This window comes from Granulicella mallensis, from assembly GCF_014203225.1.
Lineage (GTDB): Bacteria > Acidobacteriota > Terriglobia > Terriglobales > Acidobacteriaceae > Granulicella > Granulicella mallensis_A.
Window position 1 is genome coordinate 187,109 of the sequence record NZ_JACHIO010000010.1, and the last position, 20,653, is coordinate 207,761.

The 20,653-nt window shown below is 54.8% G+C and carries 17 protein-coding genes and 1 pseudogene; 9 read left to right on the top strand and 9 right to left on the bottom strand.

Annotation, left to right across the window (positions count from 1 at the left end):
• Positions 1–51: 51 nt before the first annotated feature.
• Together HDF15_RS13240 and HDF15_RS26450 are read right to left on the bottom strand one after the other, a co-directional pair.
• The gene (locus HDF15_RS13240) at positions 52–2,559 is read right to left on the bottom strand and encodes a sensor histidine kinase (protein ID WP_184256263.1); all 2,508 of its coding nucleotides are present in this window, start codon (positions 2,557–2,559) and stop codon (positions 52–54) included.
• A 785-nt stretch (positions 2,560–3,344) separates the two neighbouring features.
• Positions 3,345–3,875 (bottom strand): annotated as a pseudogene (locus tag HDF15_RS26450) (integrase core domain-containing protein); the annotation flags it as partial.
• A gap of 99 nt (positions 3,876–3,974) precedes the next feature.
• Between HDF15_RS26450 and HDF15_RS13250 the strand changes: the two are divergent.
• The 3 genes from HDF15_RS13250 (at position 3,975) to HDF15_RS13260 (ending at position 6,680) form a co-directional block, all read left to right on the top strand.
• The gene (locus HDF15_RS13250; protein ID WP_184256265.1) at positions 3,975–4,937 is read left to right on the top strand and encodes a kelch repeat-containing protein; all 963 of its coding nucleotides are present in this window, start codon (positions 3,975–3,977) and stop codon (positions 4,935–4,937) included.
• Positions 4,903–5,445: a hypothetical protein gene (locus HDF15_RS13255; RefSeq protein ID WP_184256267.1), complete on the top strand. Its 543-nt coding sequence runs from the start codon at positions 4,903–4,905 to the stop codon at positions 5,443–5,445. The genes HDF15_RS13250 and HDF15_RS13255 overlap by 35 nt, the downstream gene beginning before the upstream one ends.
• Positions 5,446–5,627: 182 nt before the next feature.
• Entirely contained in the window at positions 5,628–6,680 is a 1,053-nt protein-coding gene (locus HDF15_RS13260; RefSeq protein WP_184256269.1) for a beta-propeller fold lactonase family protein, read from the top strand.
• A 418-nt stretch (positions 6,681–7,098) separates the two neighbouring features.
• On the opposite strand, the gene HDF15_RS13265 is transcribed toward HDF15_RS13260, so the two are convergent.
• Positions 7,099–8,253: a Fic family protein gene (locus HDF15_RS13265; protein WP_184256271.1), complete on the bottom strand. Its 1,155-nt coding sequence runs from the start codon at positions 8,251–8,253 to the stop codon at positions 7,099–7,101.
• 591 nt (positions 8,254–8,844) lie between these two features.
• Here HDF15_RS13265 and HDF15_RS13270 point away from each other — a divergent pair.
• The 5 genes from HDF15_RS13270 (at position 8,845) to HDF15_RS13290 (ending at position 12,558) form a co-directional block, all read left to right on the top strand.
• The gene (locus tag HDF15_RS13270) at positions 8,845–10,176 is read left to right on the top strand and encodes an epoxide hydrolase family protein (RefSeq protein ID WP_184256272.1); all 1,332 of its coding nucleotides are present in this window, start codon (positions 8,845–8,847) and stop codon (positions 10,174–10,176) included.
• An 83-nt stretch (positions 10,177–10,259) separates the two neighbouring features.
• Positions 10,260–11,111 (top strand): SDR family oxidoreductase, encoded by an 852-nt coding sequence (locus HDF15_RS13275; protein WP_260331047.1) that lies wholly within the window; start codon positions 10,260–10,262, stop codon positions 11,109–11,111.
• 30 nt (positions 11,112–11,141) lie between these two features.
• Positions 11,142–11,465: a hypothetical protein gene (locus HDF15_RS13280; protein ID WP_184256274.1), complete on the top strand. Its 324-nt coding sequence runs from the start codon at positions 11,142–11,144 to the stop codon at positions 11,463–11,465.
• Positions 11,459–12,151, top strand: coding sequence for a response regulator (locus HDF15_RS13285; protein ID WP_184256276.1), 693 nt, complete (start codon positions 11,459–11,461; stop codon positions 12,149–12,151). Before HDF15_RS13280 ends, HDF15_RS13285 begins: the two co-directional genes overlap by 7 nt.
• Before the next feature lie 221 nt (positions 12,152–12,372).
• Positions 12,373–12,558 carry a hypothetical protein gene (locus HDF15_RS13290; protein ID WP_184256278.1) on the top strand — a complete coding sequence of 62 codons (186 nt, stop codon included), beginning with the start codon at positions 12,373–12,375 and terminating at the stop codon, positions 12,556–12,558.
• 148 nt (positions 12,559–12,706) lie between these two features.
• Here HDF15_RS13290 and HDF15_RS13295 read toward each other — a convergent pair whose 3' ends face one another.
• From HDF15_RS13295 to HDF15_RS13320, 6 genes are all read right to left on the bottom strand, one after another.
• The gene (locus tag HDF15_RS13295; RefSeq protein WP_184256280.1) at positions 12,707–13,624 is read right to left on the bottom strand and encodes an SDR family NAD(P)-dependent oxidoreductase; all 918 of its coding nucleotides are present in this window, start codon (positions 13,622–13,624) and stop codon (positions 12,707–12,709) included.
• Positions 13,625–13,696: 72 nt separating this feature from the next.
• Positions 13,697–13,906: a hypothetical protein gene (locus HDF15_RS13300; RefSeq protein WP_184256282.1), complete on the bottom strand. Its 210-nt coding sequence runs from the start codon at positions 13,904–13,906 to the stop codon at positions 13,697–13,699.
• Between the two features lie 856 nt (positions 13,907–14,762).
• On the bottom strand, positions 14,763–15,722 hold the full coding sequence (locus tag HDF15_RS13305; protein ID WP_184256284.1) for a hypothetical protein: 960 nt from the start codon (positions 15,720–15,722) through the stop codon (positions 14,763–14,765).
• A 168-nt stretch (positions 15,723–15,890) separates the two neighbouring features.
• Positions 15,891–16,565 (bottom strand): response regulator transcription factor, encoded by a 675-nt coding sequence (locus HDF15_RS13310; RefSeq protein ID WP_184256286.1) that lies wholly within the window; start codon positions 16,563–16,565, stop codon positions 15,891–15,893.
• A gap of 21 nt (positions 16,566–16,586) precedes the next feature.
• Positions 16,587–16,967, bottom strand: coding sequence for a response regulator transcription factor (locus HDF15_RS13315; protein ID WP_184256288.1), 381 nt, complete (start codon positions 16,965–16,967; stop codon positions 16,587–16,589).
• Positions 16,967–20,011 (bottom strand): PAS domain-containing protein, encoded by a 3,045-nt coding sequence (locus HDF15_RS13320; protein WP_184256290.1) that lies wholly within the window; start codon positions 20,009–20,011, stop codon positions 16,967–16,969. Before HDF15_RS13320 ends, HDF15_RS13315 begins: the two co-directional genes overlap by 1 nt.
• 188 nt (positions 20,012–20,199) lie before the next feature.
• On the opposite strand from HDF15_RS13320, the gene HDF15_RS13325 reads away from it, so the two are divergent.
• Positions 20,200–20,619, top strand: coding sequence for an organic hydroperoxide resistance protein (locus tag HDF15_RS13325; protein ID WP_184256292.1), 420 nt, complete (start codon positions 20,200–20,202; stop codon positions 20,617–20,619).
• Positions 20,620–20,653: the final 34 nt, after the last annotated feature.

The window sequence follows — 20,653 nt, forward strand, 5'->3', positions numbered from 1 at the left end:
TAATTTTTGCATGAGTGATGAGACGAGTTTTCATGGGATTATCTCTTTGGTTTAGGATCGCAACCGAGGCAGATATCTAAAGAATAGGCGCATGATCGGAGATCTGACTCCATATGCCCGATTGGCTGGCACAGTGACTGTAATCCGAGTTCCATTGGCCGTTGAACTTGTACATTCAAATTTAGCGCCAATCTTAGTCGAACGTTCTTTCATCCCGCTCATCCCCCAGTGGCCCGCTCTTCCATCAGTGAGAAGAATCGGATCTATCCCTTTGCCGTCGTCCTCGCAGGAGACAACGAACGCGTTTTTACTATAGGTGATCCTGACCTCAACAACGGAAGGATCCGCATGCTGAAAAGCATTCGTAATGGCTTCGCGTCCGATGCAGAAGACTTCTTCGAGAACGATCGGATCGACGACAACCATCGGTCCCTCGGTTTGAACATGAAATCTAATTTCGCTATAGCGCGTGAGATGAGTGCCGACCGCGGCGAGGGCTTCAGCGAGCGTTAGATCCTTGAATGTGTCGGATCGGAGACTTCTGACCCGGTCCCTCCCTTCTAATAAAATAGTGTCTGCCGATTTGAGTGCATCCTCAAGCATCCTGCGGGCGCGTCCCCCTTCAGGGACTTCCTGGGAGGCGACATCAAAGCGAAGCATAAGTCCCTGTACTCCCTGCAGGAGGGTGTCATGCAGATCGCGCGCAATCCGTACCCGTTCGTCTGCGCGCTCTTCAGCCCTGATTCGCACTGTTTCGGTTACGCGTTGGATTCGCAGCATGAGTATGAGCCAAACCACAGCGGCTGTAAGAGCGAAACATGCGAGGAAGAACCACACAGTTTGGTAAAAAGCCGGCAGAACTTGAAAGCGAGTACTGGAGGGCTGACTCCAGATTCCCTCACCATTTGAGGCGAGCACGTCAAATGTATAGCGGCCTGGGCGCAGTTTTGTGTAAACAGCTTCTGTTCTGGATCCGACTTCCTGCCAAGTCCTGTCACTTCCTTCGAGCCGGTAGCGATACGTTACACGTTCTGGGGCAGGAAGATTAATCCCCGCATATTTGATAACTAATGTATTCACACCAGGTCGAATCTGATGGTAATCAGTAAGAGTGACTCCGTCCGCAACTACCGCCGAGATGGTTAGTACGGGAGGGATCTGATTCTGGGGTAGCCGGCTTGGATCTACGTAGAACGCGGTGCTAGAGTTGGCGAACCAGATTGTCCCGCGGGCGCCGCGAACGGCTGATGGCAGGGCGTAGCTGAGAGGTGCCGGCCCAATGACACTACCTTCAGTGATAAGTTGCGACTTCATTCGGTAGGCAGGGGAGTCGAGGGCTTTGAGAAATTCAGCTTGCGGAATTCTCACCACGCCGTAGGCCACGTTCAGCCATAAATCGCCACTGTCCGCCTCAACCAGACCCGAAATTCCACGCACGTGAAGTTCGTCTTCCAAAAGTAAATGTTCAAAGGTGTCTCCGCGCTGCACTGCTATGCCATTCATGCCGCCGGAAAGAAAGCCATGACTGGTTTCAGCGAAAGCGGTGACGTCGCCCAGGCCCGGAGCTTGGAAGTCACGTCCGGAATTGCCTTCGAGTTCAGTGATGGCGCCGTTGGCATAGCCTGCCCAGAGTCTTCCTGCCCGGTCCCTGAAGATAACATTCCGTCCCTCCTTCTGAATCGCAGGAACGGCGACTTGAGACCATGTTCCACGTTGCCATCGCCAGAGGTCCACGGCATTGCGAAAGGTAACGAAGATGGATCCATCACTTGTTTCTATAACTTGCTTAGCCGAGGATGGCCGCATCCCTTCGGGGAGGGGGATGTGAGTGGTTGTTTTACGATCAAACCTTCCAATTCCTTGATCATCGGTGAACCAGATGACGCCGCTGGGGCCGCAGTAGACGGAGTCCATCTCATATGTTTTCTTTATGCGAGTGATCGTCTGTCCGTCGCGGATCGAAACCAGTGGAGCAAGAGGCACTCCTATCCACACTTCGCCGTCCGAACAACTCGTGACCATCATGCGCCGGTCTGATATCGGGACGTTTTCGGGTTGAATCAGCTTGGGCTGCTCGAATCGATCCAGTCCACGCATGGTTCCTACCCAGATATCTCCTGAGGCATCTTTGAACATTGCGGTGGCACTATCTGTACTCAATCCCTGATCGTGCCCAAACCACTTGAACTGTTTGTCCTGATCCACCGCTATGGGAGTCGGGGCTTTTGCGATCTCTCGTGGGTTGACCTTCAAAAGACCATAGACCGATGCGATCCATAGCTGCCCTTCCGGATCGAAGAGGAGGGTATCCGATAGTACGTGCAACCGGATCGGATATGGGGACCGATGGCCCTCCACGTCGAGGCGTCTTACGATTGGGATAGATGTCCCCGCTCCCTCTTCGCCACCAACCCAAAGGCTGCCATCCGGCGACTCTGCGAACTGTATCAACTCCCCGCCGACCTCGTTTGTCGCTTCAAACTTATCCTGGTTGGGTTCTCGTCGGTAAATCCATTTGTTAGTTCCCACCCATTGTGTTCCCGCTTTATCGAAGAACATCTTATAAACGCGTTCGGATGAGAACGGTTCGCTCGGTGACTCTCGTTGCCACCGTTCTCCTCGTAGTTGCCAAAGGTGTAGACCGGCTATGGCCCACATCGCTCCATTATTTGCTTGAAGCAGCTGATAGGTTGTATCTGGTGGAAGACCTTCCTGTACTCCGTAGAGTTTGACATGGCCATTCCTGATTGCAGCAACCCCGGCGGGTCTGAATCCTACCCACACCGTCCCGTCACGAGCCACGCAAAGCGTTCTGATCGAGATTCGCGGCAACGGAGGCTCTCCCGAAGCGGGTCGAAAGAGAGAAAAACTTATGCCGTCGAATCGGTACAGCCCACTTCCACTACCAATCCAGAGCACTCCGTCGGCCGTCTGTCCAAGCCCGGCAATCTCTGAAGGAGCGCCCTCCCGAGCGGTCCAAGACATGTGATTGAGCTGAATCAGCTTGAGTGGATCCTGTGCGTTGAGCCCGTGCACTCCGGCCAGGAGGAGGAGCACGTAGATGTATCTGCGGGACCGAGGCGAACGGAAGGCCCTAAGGAAGATAATCACTGTTCTCTCACCCTTCGTTCATTCAGTCATGATTGATAGTACTCACAATAAATCTTGATTCATGAGAAAGGCAATTTCACCCGAAATTTCGAACGTAAATGACTCGCTTTTTCGACGGATGCTCGGAGAGTCTAGAGCGCATTGCTGGCTGCTGCTGATAGGTGAATTGCCCGTATTTTCGGCAAGTTCTCGGGTCAGTTGGTGATATCAGCCCAATGCACTCATTGGCAGGCTCAGACCACTCTACGCACAGCTCTGAAACGAAGCTCTTCGGAATTGAGTTCTCCTATCTCCATATCTCGAAAGAAGACTCTATAAAGCCCCGGTGTGATCAACTCGACTTCCAACTCTTCGAAGCGGAATACTTCGCTGATGAAGATTCTGTTCTTGTGCCAGCTAATGTCCCCGCTATTATTGACTCGTCGCAACTGGAGCCCCTTCGGGTACGTGAACTCCAGCAACTTGCGCGGCAGTCGTATCGCGCTGGGCATGTAAAGAGTTGCGGGAACTTGGTTGTTTAGCCCCTCATGCGGGCGCTCGTTGTTGAACACCTAGCGGAAGTTATCAAAGCGGCTCTGCTGTGCTCGAAGGGATGCCGCAGGTGGTTTGGTCGTGTCCTCCTTCAAAGTGCGATGCATCCGCTCGTGGCGGCCGTTTTGTTGCGGCCGACCTGCTTGAATGCGCTCGTGCACGATCCCGAGCTTCATCCATCCGAGCGAGAGCTTCGACAGCCCCAAGAGCCCGGTGCCCGCAAACGGTGCTGCAGCTTCCTCGGGAACACGGGGTTTGCTAATAGTCAGTCAACTCCTGTAGCTGGTACTGCCGTTGTGGCTCCGCCTGCTACGCAAGCCGTGGCGGGTACCTTGAATCAAGCCCGGGAGAACCAGCAGGCAGGTCTGTTGAAAGATGGAACGGTTCTTATCACCGGCGGAGACAACGGTTCGATCCCGTTGTCGAGCTCGGAACTGTATATGAACGGAGCTTTCACCCCCGCAGCGTCAATGCTGACGGCTCGCTCTGGACACCAACAGACGGTTTTGAGCATTGGAGCAGGACAAGTGTTGATTACCGGGGGGACTGATGGCACTTCGCTGGCACTATCTTCTGCGGAGTTGTTCACGCCAGGATCAACACCCGGGACGCCAGGAAGTTTTCAGCTAACGACACAATATGACCCGGCGGCGCAGATCTTCACAAATAATCCAACGACGATGACAACCCCCAGAGCGAAACACACGGCGACACAGCTGACCAATGGTCAGGTTCTGATCGCCGGAGGCCGTGATGCAAGCGGAAATCCCTTGGCAAGCGCCGAGCTCTTCAACCCTCTTACGGGAAGTTTCACTGCTACCGGTGGGCCCATGCAGGTCGCAAGGATCGGTCATAACGCCACCCTGCTGCTGGATGGCACGGTTCTGATGAGCGGCGGAACAGATCAAAATGGTAATCCAATTCAATCGGCTGAGATTTACGATCCCGTGGCAAACAATTTTACTTCGACCAAGCAGATGATGAATGTCGCGCGAATAGGGAGTCAGGCAACAAGGCTGGGGAGTGGTTTGGTGCTGATTACCGGAGGCCAGTATGAATCGAATACGGCAGAGCTATACAATCCTGTGACTGGGACATTTATCTATACAGAATCTCAAACTGGTCAGACCTTAATGATAGCTTCCAGGTCGAACCACACAGCCACCTTGTTGTACGACGATACCGTGTTGATCTCCGGCGGCCAGGATAGTCGCATCCATTTTGTGCTTCGTACTATTCAGTACTCAAACCGCTCAGGCTATGTCAACTCCAGCGGCAACTCCAATCGCATTTGAATTGCAAGAGGCAACTGCTTCCCCGAAATTCCTCGATGCTCCTGTCCCTGCGGAGATTCGCGCGGCGAAGAATATCTTTGTCGAAAGCAGCGCTCAGTCGAGCGATATGTACAAGCGATTTATCACTGCGCTCACAGCTTGGGGCCGCTACACGATTCTTGAGTCACCGGATAAAGCGGATGTCATCTTTGAATTTAACGATTCTCCGCTTGAAGTGAAAATTTTAGAGCCGTCGAGCAGGATCACATTATGGACCGTCAGTGATCCTTCGAATGGCCTGTATCCGGAAGGGAACCGGAACAAACGTGCTTCGCATTTGATTATGAATCTCGTAAGCGAGATTAAGGAATTGTCCGGCGCACCGCTATCGGATGAAGAGAATGCTGCCCTCAAATCTCCATCTTTTCGGAAGAGTGGCGGTTTGCTTTTCATCATCATCACTGTGGGAGCTTTGGCTTTGGCGGCGGGTGTCGTGCTCGCACTTCATGGCCGAGGAAGAAAGGCTTGAGAAGATGTCCAGCTTGTATCCTAGAGAGGTCTGGGCCAATTTCTGCCAATGGCGAAGGCAAGTATGGGGCTTAGCGATGATGACCTATGGAGCTAATATGCGTGCTTTCTCGTACTCTGCCGTTTCTCTTGTCTTGTGCGCTTTTAGCGGGATGTGGAAGCACTGCGAAGACATCTGTTCCTGTGACGCCGCCAGTAACACCACCGAGTGCGTCAACCTATACAGCGAGCGCCCAATATGCGTACGTCAGTACCAGTGTAGGTCTAATTGACGAATACAGCATCTCTACGGCGGGGGTATGGAGCGAGATTGGCCGCACTCCGACGGTTGGAGCTCCTACAGGCATAGCCATTGCGATAGATCCTCAACATCGATTTGTCTACGCGATTGGTGGTAGCGACGCTTCCAGCACCATCTATATGTTCACCGTCACGCCAGGAACAGGAATTCTGCTCCCAACCTCGCCGGCGAGCATTGATATCCCAGGCCTTTATTCCCAAGGGATTGCAGTCGATGGTTTGGGCAAGTATGTCTATACAGCGGATACCGATAGCGATACGGCCACGTCTTTAGTAATCAACCAAACGACTGGCGTTCTGACTCCGACATCCGTATCCTCGGCCGCCACAGATAAGGAGCCTAGCGGTGTTACGACCGATCCTTCTGGGAAATATGTTTACGTTGCAAACAAAGGTGATGGCTATATCTCTCAATACGTCATCGATCCAAACACAGGAAATCTGACCCCTAACAACCCTGCTTCTGCTGTAGGAGCCGATGGACCGTTTGCTGGCACGATCAATGCTGCTGGAACCTTTTACTACTCTCCGGATCAGGCTGGCACGACGATTACGGTTCTTGCTCTCAACCCAGCTACAGGCATCCTGTCTCAGGTCGCATCTGGCAGGATACAAACAGGAGACGGTCCAACCTCTGTTGCGCTAACGCAGAGCGGAAAATTTGCCTATGTTACGAATCGCACGGAGAGCACTCTTTCCGGATTTAGTGTTGACCCTACCTCTGGGCTTCTTACATCTCTGGGAAATACGTTTATTCCCGGAGGGGAAAATCCGACCAATATTGTGGTGGATCCGGGGAATGAACTGGCCTATGTTGGTTGTGCCGGTAGCAGCCTGGTTACGATCTTTGGTATCGAGTCCGGTGGCCAACTCATTCAAGTGGGCAGTGCCACCACGGATGGTGGACCTGAAGCCATCGTCCTCGTTCCACGCTAGGCCAGAACTGAAGACTATCGCTCTCAATTGGACCGATTGCATGACCCACAGAACACGGCGGTTTTGCTCGATACATTGACGCGGGCACACCTCCTGGGCAAGCGTTTGGTGTTGGAGGTCAGGGATGTGCCGTCCCCGTAAAAATTACGGGCTAAGAGCATTAGCCAGCACGCCGCGAGAGTTGTAATCAGCTCGATCAGTGGACATGTGAAGGGCAGAATCTAGTGCGCTCGCCCGAGACCTCTGCCGCAGGACGGCAGAGGTTTTAGTACGAATTGCTTGGACAGGATCATGGTTCCTGGTTGTGTTTTTCGGGTCCATTGGAGCCCATCCATTGCGACCGGTTCGTCCGGTTGTACCAAGGTCGCCAGGAGAAAGGGAGCGTCCCGCGAGTAAACCGCGTTGCCTTTCCCCATCATTAGGCAAGAGAGTCTGTGAGGTTCGCCGGCTCTTCGAGTATGTCGAGCAATGCTTGAGCGCAATAAACACGGTCGCGCTTGGCATCTGTCGCCCGTTTCACAATTCCCATGCGTTCCAGTCGCTCGATTGCGCGTTGCGCCGTTGTGAAGGCGACGCCTAGTTCCCCGGCGATGCCCGTTGCGGTAATGAAGGGATTTGCGGCCAGCAGATCTACGATCCGCAACGGGGTATTGGTGGACTCGCCAGCTACTTGCCGTTGCCATTGGGCAAGAATCAAGTTGATGCGACTTGCACGACTCAGCGCGTCTTGGGCGGTGCGGGCGATGCCGATGAGGAAGTATTCCAGCCAATCGTTCCATGCACCGCGCTCACTCACCCCGCGCAAGCCCTCATAGTAGTCACGCCGCGTTGCCTCAAAAAATGCCGAGAGATAGAGCAGGGGAGCAGGCAGTATTTCTTGCTCGATCAGAAACAGCGTAATCAACAGGCGACCGACGCGGCCATTGCCGTCCAGGAATGGATGCACGGCCTCAAATTGGTAATGGGCCAGAGCAATCGTGACCAGCGGTGGCAGTTCCGATTCGTAGAGAAACTTCTCCCAGGCCGCGAGGCAAGGCGCGACCTCACCCGGAGGGGGCGGTATGAAAGAGGCTGTCGCCAAAGTGCTTCCCGGCTTGCCAATCCAGTTCTGCGACCGCCGGAACTCGCCCGGAGTTGCCTGATCGCCTCTTACATCGGTCATGAGCTTGCTATGCAGTTCCCGGATGAGACGGACACATAGAGGCAGCTTATTGAGCTGGGCCATTCCGTGTTCTAGCGCGACGATATAGTTGCCGACTTCGCGGAGATCTTCCGGGCTGCAATCCACGACGGCCCCAGCCTCAGCAGCCAGCAGTTCACCTAAAGTGGCCTGCGTTCCTTCGATCTTGCTCGACAGCACGGCCTCACGCCGGATGAAAGGGCGGATGAGGACGTGGGGGTTGGGCAGTCGCCCACCCTCTCCGGCCAGCCTGCCGACCATCCGATCAGCATCAGAAAGCGCTCGGATGAGCCTCGGTGTCCACTCGAAGGCGGGAGGCAGAGGTGCCGGGATGAAGGCACTGTATGCGCCTTGTGAGACCTTCTGGCCGGGCAGTTTGTTAGGTCCACTCATAGGGGTTCAAGCACGCAAATAGAGTCGTGTCGCTATTATTGTTATACATGAAAAACGAAAATAGTGGCTTCACTTATTAGCGCGGTCGGTGATCGAGATCGAACGATCATTTGACGGGATTTCTCTTCGATTCGATTGGCACGATTAGCGCATGCCAGTCCGCGAATATTCCACGGTGGCAAAAAAGGAAGAAGGGAAGTAAGCCAAGCCGGGTTGGTTCCCCGCGGACCAACCCATGCCCACATGGTGTGCTATGGCTTTGTGGCATTTTTGTGGCAAATACCGCCATTTGGGCCGGTTTTACCGTCTCGTAAGTGCTTTGCCGTCAATAGCGTGCGCCACGATTGCCACCTTCGCGCGGTGGAAGTCGTAGGTTGTTGGCGATTTAAGGCCACTGCAGCTTGAAATTATGCAAACTCATCTTCGTTCCATCAGCTTTCTTGACGGATTGCCATCAGGCTGATCCGAAGGTATTGGTCGATACCTTTGTCTAATAGATTGGCCTTCAGGCTTCTGGTGTGATCGCAACTGTGTATCGGATCCGAACGAACGGATACGTGCAACGACAGTTTTTCTCAAGGAGAACTCACCATGACGCAACTCGAAGAAATCGTATCGACTCGGCGAAGCTTTCTCACCACATCAGCTGCCGCTGGCGCAGCGGGCCTTCTCGGGCTAGCCAGCTCAAGTGACGCTCAGGCTGTTTACAGCAGTCCGTCGTCAATCAAACCGCGTAGGGCGAGCGGAGACGCCTCCATCCGTTCCTTCCGTATCAAAGTTCCTCAAGAGGACCTCGTCGACCTGCGCCGTCGTATTATCGCGACACGATGGCCCGAGCGGGAAACGGTCAGTGACGCGACGCAAGGCGTTCAACTCGCGACGATGCAGAGGCTCGCGAAGTATTGGGCGAATGATTACAACTGGCGCAAGGTAGAGGCCAGACTGAATGCCCTACCGCAATTCGTCACGACCATCGACGGGCTCGACATCCATTTCATTCATGTCCGTTCCAAACATGAGAACGTCTTGCCTGTCATCATCACGCATGGCTGGCCCGGATCGATCATCGAACAGCTGAAGGTGATAGGCCCGCTCACCGACCCTACTGCCTATGGCGGTGTCGCGGAAGATGCTTTTGACGTTGTTATTCCTTCGCTGCCGGGCTATGGGTTTTCAGAAAAACCGTCCACGCCTGGCTGGGATCCCACCCGCATCGCTCGTGCCTGGACTGTGCTGATGAAGCGCCTCGGTTATACGCGATTTGTGGCTCAGGGCGGCGATTGGGGGAATTCTGTTACGGAGTTGATGGCTCTGCAGGTGCCGCCGGAATTACTCGGAATCCACACCAACATGCCAGGCACTGTGCCAGCAGACGTTGAGAAGGCTCTACAGACAGGCGCCCCGCCACCGTATGCACTCTCAGCCGACGAGGATCGCGCCTGGGAGCAACTCGACTTCTTTTATAAACACGGCCTGGGTTACGCCCAGGAGATGTCCGGGCGTCCGCAGACACTGTACGCCCTTGAGGATTCACCAATCGGTCTGGCTGCCTGGGTCCTTGATCACGATGCAAGTAGTCGCTCGCTCATCGATCGTGTTTTCGATGGTCAGACCGGGGGGCTGACGCGAGACGACATTCTGGAAAACATCTCGCTGTACTGGCTGACCAGGACAGCCGTCTCTTCGGCTCGTCTCTATTGGGAATATAAGGGTGGTTTTTTTGACCCCCGGGGTGTCTCCATCCCGGTGGCTGTGAGCGCCTTCCCGGACGAGATCTATCAAGCTCCGAAGAGCTGGACAGAAAAAGCCTATCCCAAGCTGATTTACTACAACCGGCCTCCGAAGGGCGGACACTTCGCGGCTTGGGAGCAGCCGGAAATCTTCTCCCAAGAGATCCGAGCCGCATTCCGATCACTGCGCTAATTGGAAGCGGGGTGGAGTGCGCGATGTATACGTGCATTCCTACCCCATTTGCCGCAATGTCGATTGACCCCAATAGGAGAGAGATGATGTCTAACAAAATCGATCAAGAACGCAATCGCTTCTTGCGCAATGCGTCATTGGATTCAAGCCCAAAAGGAACTGCGCTTATCACCGGTGCCTCTTCCGGTATCGGCGCGATCTACGCAGATCGGCTAGCGATTCGAGGGTATGATCTGATCCTCGTCGCGCGCAATCAAGATCGACTCGATGAAGTGGCGAAACGCGTTATCGAGGATACCGGTCGCTCCGTCAAGATCATCGTTGCCGACCTAAACAATAAATCGGACCTGGCCCGGGTTGAACAGGTTCTCCGCACAGACGCCACCATCACCGCTCTGGTCAATAACGCAGGTGTCGGCGCGCCGCCTCTGCTGCTTGACTCAGGCATCGACAAGATTGATCAGATGATCGGCCTGAATGTTGCCGCACTCGTGCGTTTGACGTATGCGGTTGTACCGGGTTTCTTGAATCGGGGCGGTGGGGCAATCATCAACATCTCGTCGGCGTTAGGCATCGTGCCTGAATTGCTAAATGGCGTCTATGGAGGCACCAAAGCCTTCGTTCTTGCCTTCAGCCTCTCGCTTCACAAGGAGTTCTCGGAGCGAAAGATCCAAGTCCAAGCGGTTCTGCCCGGCGCGACGGCCACCGATTTCTGGGACATCTCGGGAACTCCACTTGGCGAACTCCCAAAGGAGGTTGTCATGAATGCGGACGAGATGGTCGACGCGGCGATCGCCGGCTTCGCGCAGAGCGAATTGATCACCATTCCTTCGCTGCCGGATATGGCCGATTGGGAAGCATACGAAGCGGCGCGGCAAAAAATGATACCGAACCTATCAATGAGCGTTCCTGCGGCGCGCTATAACCTCAGGTAATTCGCCAACTCGTTGAGGAAGGAGTATGCCTTGATTGCACTCTATCCACAACCGACTTCTGTCTCCGCAATTCGCAGCCCCGAGGATGCTCGGTGCTGCGAGGGTTGCGAAGAGCGGATTCTTGCTGCGAAGAGAGAACTGTCGGCCAGTACGACGGCTGTGGGAAGGCGGTTCGGGGCGCGGGCAGCAACTCTTGCGGCGAGCCGCTGGATCGAGCGCGCAGAGAGCGCTACAGCGCCACAGGTCGACGGATATCCGAATTGGCGACGCATCACGATCACCGTCGCCTACCAACTCGCGGCGAACCAGCTGCTTCTCCACGGTGTTCTGGTGTCGAAGGGAGAACGATGCTGAATGGAATGAGCAACATCGTCATTGTCGACGACAACCCCTCGCTGCTCTATGCGCTATCGGAGATATTCAAGAGTCGCGGCTATTCTGTTCGGATAGCGTCTGACGGATTCTCGGCTTTGGCGGCCATCAGAGATTATGTGCCCGACCTTCTACTTTCCGACCTCAACATGCCTGGCATGTCGGGATTTGAGCTCCTATCCGTTGTACGCCGGCGATTCCCAAAGATTGCCGTTATTGCGATGAGCGGGGTTTATAGAGGCGTTGTGGTTCCTCCAGGAATTGCGGCGGACGCGTTCTATGCCAAAGGCGCGACTAGCATTGCAAGACTATTTGAGATCTTGTGGGCTATCGAAGACCGGAAGACGCTCGAATCCATCCGTGATACGAACGTTCCGGTATGGATAGCCCGACTTCCAATACATATTGATAATGCCTCGACGATGGCTGTCGCCTGCCCGGAATGCATGAGGACATACTCTCATACTCTCAACCATGTGAGTTCGGCGCCTGAAGCGATCTCATGTCCACATTGCTGCTATCCCGTGCACCTGGCGGTGGTCCCGCGCTCGCAAGAGATGGACACCACTACCATCCCATTGACGCCCAAGGCAAGTGAGATAGGCGAACCTCCATTCGCGAGCTATCTGGATGTGAAGTCATCCTGGTCGGAGTGTTCGTCACAGTGATCAATATTTTGCTCAGTGTCGCTGCAATGACCCTTGGAAAGGGAACTTTCATGAGACTCTTCGTAATCCGCACCCAAGAAGGACAACGGCAATGGCAAGGGAAATCTCGACAAGTAAGGGAGTGAAATCTCATGTCCGAAGCGACTATGCATCAGATTGTTCTTGCGGCGCGACCGCATGGACGGCCGGGCACCAACGACTTCGGCCTGGAGTAGACAGCAATGCCCGAGGTGCTACCGGCGGCGGAGGTCGCCAACGGACGAGTTCGCTATCAAGAGGAAGTAACCGGCGGGTTGGAGAATGCTCCGCAAGCCTTCATGGGGATGTTGGAAGGGCGTAACTTTGGGAAAGCCCTAGTTCGAGTGGCCTCGGCTGTCGGCACACCAAGCACAACGAATGGCGCCTAGGACCGTAAGGTGAGGGCAACAGAAAGCCTCTGTTGCGCTGCTTGCGATCCCTCGGGGTTGTCGTGCACGACGCTTCTGCGCGACCGTCTGCGAAGGGCGCCGACGATTGTTGAAGGAGCCACGCAGACCTCTCCGCAGACTTCTGGCCTCATGAGTAAATGTCGATTGCCGGCGGCGAGGATGGGCTAAGTAGATCGGCGAGCCCCATAGTCTGCAACATTTCCGCGCGAACACGGTCGGGCATGCCGTTAATGATCTCGACATCGTTCTGAGCGGGATCGAGATGTACTCTAAATGGCCGCGTTCCAAAAGGCATGTCGATAACTTTGACGATCGCTCTGGCTACCTGCGATGCGACGGCATCCGCGGCGACGGAGCATTCAAAGCCCTTCATAACTTGCTTGGCCAATCCGGAAGTTGGCCCAGACGTGTACTGTTTGAGGCGTGATGTATCGCTTGGTGATTCAGAGCTAACGAAGTCGTTTACCCCGGATAGGAGCAGACCTGGAATGATGATTGCCGTTTCGATGTTCCACCGTGCGAGTTCGGACGCATAGCTGACGGCCAAGGCATCCAGACCGGCTTTCGCGGCAAAGTAGGGACCTAGATAGGGCGGAGCTCCTCCAGGTATTTCACCGCCAGCAACCCAAATCACCAAGCCCTTTCCCTGTTCCCGCAGTACCGGGAGTGCGGCGCGGTTCACGCGTTGCGTACTAAGTACATTGGTATCGTAGAGTTGTGCCAGCTGCTCTGTCGTGAAGGCTTCTGTGGGGCCAAAGACCACGGGCCCTGCGTTGTGGATGACAACGTCCAGTCGTCCGCATTCACTCACTATATGTCGAACTACAGCCTCTGCAGATTCGTGTGAGCTGACATTCAACTCCACCGGCCTCAGATCCACCTTCTTTTGTTTCGCAAACTTCTTGAGCGCCTTAACCTGCGACGCATTGATGCCTTGGATGTCAGGCAGGCAAGCGTAGACAACGTGCCCTGCTTTCGCCAATTCGTGCGAAGTCAATGCGCCAAACCCGCTGGATGCTCCGGTAATTGCGATTACTAGGTTCATGATGTTCTCCTTGAGATTCGTGCTTCTTTTCGATTTGTAGAGCAGAGATAGACATTGGCTCCGTATCCTGAGCTAGTAGCGGTATAGATCGATCACGCTGATGATCATCAAAGTGTTTGGATCGTAGACCAGTCCATAACCGTCGTAGTAACCAATGTCATATCCCGGAGGAACCGGCGGCAGATACTCCAGTATCTGTGGCGGGATAGGCTGCATGTACGGCAGATATAGGAGTGGAAAATACTCTCCGGCGAAGAAATAATGTCTGCGCGTCGGCTGCATCCGAGGTCCATCGCCAAAGAAAAATTGATGGAGACGCCAGCCGTTGTTTCCCCATCGATAGTTTGGGCGCGGACGCCTGTGAGGGGTATGGTGATACGCGGGCGGCTGCGGCGAAGGGCGAATTGGAGGCCTGCCTTGAGCCGACGGGTGAGAGGGACGAGGATCGGGTATTCCCGGATGTACAGCTGGGCCTCCGGATTGAGGTTGGGTTGGATTCGGCCGCGGTTCAGGACTTTCAGCGGGGGCTCCATTCCGTGGGGTGCGAGGGTGGAGATTAACCCCCGATCCATTGCTTCCACTTCGCTGCGGTCGCGGTGAAGGGCTCTGCTGTTCGCCATTTGCGTCACTACTCCGTTGCTTCTCGGGATTCAGCTGACTCAAAGAAGCGGATGCGTTGGCGAAGAGTGGTCGTGGTACTCCAATCCATGCAGCCATCGTCAGTGCAGCGAACGGCACCCATCCCAAACCATAGCGTTTCTGTTTCATTTCATTCTCCTTTTGGGACGATCGTCTCTCAGTCGGAGCCATTGTCTTTTGTGTCCTGAACTCGGCCGTCCCGATTTACGTGCGATTGTGAGGTCGTGAACCGAAGGTCATTGAATCTCCTTAGTCGTGCCCGCGACCGGAGTCTGCCCTTTGACAAGGCCGTCAAGTCAATTGCGAGGATCAGAATGCCTGATAGCAGCAGTAGATATTCGAGCCAGATCAAACTTCTCCTAATCCATGTACGAGCCATTACGGATGACACATTTGGAGCGACCTTTAGTTGTTGAGTGTCGAGCATGGATTCCATTCATTTCGAAACGGGAGGGGTTCGCAACGTCGATCGGATTCGAAGGAGTAATGTTTGGGCACCCTATCGCCCGGGCACCCAAACGCTATCGGCAGAGTCAAGTTCTAAGCCGGCAATTTGGCTTTTCAGGTCTATGGATTGCAAACCGGATCGCTTCGCCGGAATGGCACGAAATTCCAGCAAATACTGATTCCTGAGGGCTCTCTGAACATCGTCCAGATAGGGTGAGAAGCCCACGGAATTTTGTGTCCCGAGAGAGTAGCTCTCACCACCCGTTTCGTCTGAAAGTTTGGCGATGGCATTCTGTCCGTTGGTGATCTCCCAGTAATTCCTCGCGCGACGCCCGACTCCGCGTGTGAAGATCGTGTCAATGACGGTTCCTGTGCGTTGGGCGATACGGCTTGCGGAATCGACATCTGGACTGATAAAACTCAGGCCGCGATAGTGAGATTCACCACGGAATCGGTCGATGCCGTCCGTGATCATGACAATCTCGCGCCGCTTGCCGTCTTCGGGCCAGCGTTTGATCAGATCGATCAAAGAGAGATAAGGGTTTCCATATGCTCCGCTGGAAGCCAAGGGAAGACGCAATGTCCTCGCCGCCACGGCATGGTCGGTTGTGAGATCCTGGACGATTTGCACCGTCGCATTTCGCATGTAGCCGACACCTACCGAACTGGAGTCGGGCAGGGCAATGATGAAGGCGCGAAGATCTTCATCATGAGATCCGAGAACGGGATCGGACGCATCGTCCAGCAAGATGAAGAGATCGAGTCCTGCACTAGCTCCGATGGCAGGCGTCCAGCGGATCACCTGTAGCGGGACTTTGCCCTGCTTGACGATGACGTCATCCCGATTGACATCGGGTGTCTTCTTATCGCTATCTTGAACACGCAGTGTAACCGTCATCCGTGTGGGAACAGACTTCACAGGCTCGCTCTGCTGAGCCTGCATGATGCTCAGTCCAGCGAAAGCGGCAGCAAAGAGCATTGACGACGCAGAAATGAAAATAGACCTTCTCATGAATCCTCCTGATCGGATATCCGACAATCAGAAGATTGACATGCGCGTGAAGGCTAATCTATTGGACGATGGTATCGATCGATACCGAAGTATCGGGTTGCACAAAGAGCGATCGACGCGAATCGAGAGATGAAGAAGGAAAAGCGAGTGGAAGAGCTGTCGAGTGGTTTACCCTTTCGACGTAGATGTAAGGCGAAGTCTCGTCGCCATTTTCACGAGGTCAGGCAGCGAATCGGCCTTCATCTTTCGCATCACGTTACCTCGGTGTGTCTTCACCGTGATTTCACTGATACCGAGCTCCCCGCCGACCTGCTTATTCAATCGGCCGGAAACCACGAGCATCATGACTTCTCGTTCGCGACGTGTGAGCGACGCGTAGCAGTCGCGAATCACACGTATCTTCTCCTCATGCCCAAGAGCGATCTGGCTTCTCTCAATCGCATGCCGGATGGCGTTCAACAGTATCTCGTCGCCGAATGGTTTGGTCAGAAACTCGATTGCTCCAGCTTTCATTGCCTGAACCGTCATCGGCACATCGCCACAGCCTGTGATGAAAATGATTGGCATGTCCGTCCGATCGCCTGCGATGCGCTTTTGTAGATCGAGACCATTTAGGTCCGGGAGCCCGACATCGAGCACCAGACAACTCGGAGCAAGTGCGCGAGGTTGGGCTAGAAAATCTTGGGCGGAGGCGAATAGCTCTGGGCGCCAGCCCGCGCAGCGGATCAGCAATTCGAGCGACTCCCGAACCGAAATGTCGTCGTCAACAACGAACACGATGGGTGTGGTCTGCGGCAGGGTCGACGCTCTCGATTTATGTTGAGATTCGTTTGCTAGATTCATTGATCCCCAGATGCAAAGTTTCTAGTTCAGTTCGTTGAGTTGAAGCGCCGTGTTCAGGGCTGTGAGTAGAGCGGCCTCGCTGAAGGGTTTGAAAAGGCACTCTACAGCACCTTCCTTCAGCATGCGTGGACGAACATTATCCTCTCCGTGAGCGGTGATGAAGACGATCGGGATATCTTGCCGGCGACGTATAAGTTCTTGCTGAAGATCCGGCCCGGTCATACCCGGCATGGCAATATCAAGAATCAGGCACTTAGTTTGTGTGACGCAATCTGACGCGAGGAATTCTTCCGCCGAAGAGAACGCCTGGACTGTGAACCCGAACTCCTTGAGCAGGTCGGGTAGCGACTCACGTACAGACTCGTCATCATCGACGACCGATACTAATGAACAAATTGGCATTACGGATTCCCCATGACGCGCGTCGCATCCGTCACGGCACGCGTCCGCATAGCACCAAGGCTGTTGGCGCCGGTTACAGCCCCGGGTCCCCGGGGAATTGAAAATGAGAACGTAGCCCCGGGACCATCATTCGGTGCTGCCCATAAACGACCGCGATGATTCTCGATAATGGAACGGCTTACGGAGAGCCCAATTCCCATACCGTTACTCTTGGTGGTGTAGAATGCCTCAAAGAGCTTATCCACACCTTGACCTTCAAGACCGATTCCCGTGTCCTGCACGGTCAAACGCACATGATCGCATTCATCGCGTTCAGTCTTGATCACCAGCTCTCTGGGGCGATCCTTTATGCCGGCCATGGCGTCTGAGGCGTTCCGCAAGAGATTCAGGATGACCTGCTGAAGTTGGACCCGATCGCCGGTGACGGACGGCAGGTCGTTGGCTAGTTCCGAACGCAAGATGACGCGGCTTCTTTGCAGATCGCGCAGCGACAACGCGACCACTTCACGCGTGGCTTCGTTTAGATCTAAAGCTTCACTCACTACTTCCTTCTTGCTGAAGAGGGCGCGCAATCTTGTAATGACATCGGAGGCTCGGTTTCCGTCGCGAATGGTGCGTCGCGCGGTTTCGAGTGCGCCTTCGATATTGGGGGGATTGGCGGCCAACATGCGAAGACAGGTGCTGGCGTTGGTGATGATGCCCGACAACGGCTGGTTAACTTCATGCGCGATAGACGCTGTCATAGCCCCGAGGCTAGTGACCCTGGCCACATGCGCGAGCTCCGAGCGCACTTTGCTCAATGCTTCTTCCGATAGCCGGCGCTCGGTCACGTCTTGGACTGCGCCGATATATTCCGTCTGACCTTCCCTGTCCACAGTCCCGTGAGCGAGCATGTGCAAATACTTAGTCGAGCCATCGGGCATCTGCAGCCGGTGCTCGTACTCGAAATCTTGACCGGCTTGCGCACGGGCGACCATGTCATGCATTAACGGTATGTCTTCCGGATGCACTCGAGAGCCGATCAGTTCGAGAGTCACTGGCAAAGCGGGGCTAAGGCCGAAGATGCGATAGGCCTGTTCCGACCAGGTAATTTCGCCGGTTGCTACCCGCCAAGAAAAACTTCCGGTTGAACTGAGACGCTGAGCTTTCGCGAGAAACGCTTCGCTGCGTCTCAAGGCCGCCTCACCTTGTGCACGCTCAATTGCTATGCTCGCGATGTGGGTGAACTGGCCAATCAAGGCCTGGTGCCACGACGTGGGCGTTCTGGGTTCGGTGTAATAGATAGCGAAGATTCCGAGAACCATCCCGGTTGTAGACGATATAGGAGTAGACCAGCAGGCTCTCAGCCCGTTCGCCAAGGCCATAGGGCACCACGCATACTGTTCCCATCGTGTATCCAGCGAAATGTCGGCAGCGATCACCTGTTCGTTCAGGCACACCGCCGTCGCGCAGGGTCCTGACTCGACGATTAGCGGAAGACCATTAACGGAGGCGTTGAAACTAGCCGGAAGGCTTGGTCCAGCCGCGTGCTGGAGATGGGTGCGAGTTGGGTCGACCAGTAAAACACTGCAATAACACTCGCTGACGGTAGCTTCGACGAATTTACAGAGGTCTTCAAGAATTAGCGCTAACGGGGTGCTGCTGGCCACCATCTCCAGCAAACGTTTCTCGCCAGCGAGCAGGGAATCGGCTCGCTTGCGATCTTCGATATCCGTATTCAGGCCGTACCACTTTATGATTTGTCCAGTCTCATCATGTAATGGAACTGCCCGAACAAGAAACCAGCGACAGCTACCATCAAAGTGTCGGAATCTAGCCTCAAATTCACCGGGCTGTCCGGAGGCCAGGAGCGATGGCCAATAGGTGGTCAATCGCTCTGCATCCTCCGGGTGAAGAGTCTTCGCCCAGCCGGAACCGCCCGACTCCTCCATACTGACACCGGTATAGTCACACCACGGTTGACTCAGGAAATCGACATTTCCATCAGGTGCGGCGCTCCACACCAGGCCTGGGATTGCGTCGATGATTGTGCGGAGGCGACCTTCCGATGTCTTGAGTTCGTCGAGGGCCAGCGTGAGTGAGGTCTGAGATCTCTGGCGTTCGATCGCGATGCTCGCAATATGTGTGAACTGGCCGATAAGGACTTGGTCTTCAGTTGTCGGTGTTTTCGGCTCCGTGTAATAGATCGCGAACGCGCCGAGTACCCTCCCGGTCGTGGACGAGATTGGCGTTGACCAGCAGGACCGCAGTCCATGGGCCAGTGCCATCGGACACCATTCGTATGCTGCCCAACGTGTCTCCGAAGCGATGTCAGTGGAGATGACTTGCTCGTTAAGGTATGCCGCCATGGCGCACGGACCAGAGTCAACGTTTACAGGACGACCTTCAATAGCCTTAATGAAGGTGGACGGAAGGCTCGGCGCAGCACCGTGCTCCAGTTGGGTACCGGTAGAATCGACCAACACGACGCTGCAATAAGATCCAGTAGCGGTGTCTTCGACAAGCCGACAAAGCTCATCGAGTATCTTCGGTATCGAAACGCCGCCCGCAACCATTTCGAGTAACCGATTCTCGCTGGCAAGCAGAGCTTCAGCGCGTCTGCGGTCTTCCACATCGGTAAGCAGAAAGCACCAGTTGAGAATGCGTCCGTCCGAGGCCCTAAGGGGAAGCGCTCGACCGTGAAACCAGCGGTAGACGCCATCGAAACGCCGCAGGCGGTATTCAAGGTCGTAGGGGCAACCGGTGGACATCGAAACCGTAAAGACTTCGATTAAGCGAGGAAGGTCATCGGGATAGACGATTCCACTGATCGTCCAGTTTCTTAGTTCTTCGGGCGTCTTACCAAAAAACTCCAGTACTGGGGCATTGAAGAGCTCAAGCTCACCGGTCCCGGCGGCGGTAATCACAAGTCCGGGAATTCCATCCAGAATGCCGCGGAATTGGGCCTCGCCTGCGGGCAGGGCTTTCGCGTCCCCTGCGCGTTCAGGATCGTCTTGCGCTCCGGTGCTTCCTGCGCCGTGCTCCATGGCATAAGCATGCGCCACTTTGCGCCCGGTCGTCCATCATCCTTTGGTATTGGTTTTCGATCCCGAATCCCTGTGGGCCCAGGACGAAGGTATTGGTCGATACCTTCGTCCCATAGATTCTCCTCCATGCATCTGGTGTGATCGGACACGTGCAGCGGACCTGCACGAACGGCTCTTGTAACGAAATTTCATGTAGGAGAAACGCCATGTCTCAACTCGGAAATGTCCTTTACACCGCGAAAGATCACACCACAGGTGGCCGGGACGGCGGCACATCGCAAAGTTCTGATGGCCGTCTAGATATTAAGCTTTCGATTCCTGGCACTGGGGGAACTGGCACCAACCCGGAGCAGCTGTTCGCCGCAGGCTGGTCGGCCTGCTTCATCGGCGCCATGAAGATCGCGGCACACAAGATGGAGGTCAAGTTTCCTCCTGACGCGGCTATCGACGCCGAAGTCGACCTGTGCCTAAACGGCGACGCCTATTTTCTCCAAGCTCGACTCAACGTCAATCTACCCGGACTGGATCGTGGGGTCGCCCAGGCTTTGACAGACACCGCTCATCAAACCTGTCCGTATTCCAAGGCCACACGCGGAAACATCAGCGTTGTGATCAACCTCGTCTGAGTTAGTCAGTCAAAGAGGTGGCCTGCCGCGTTTG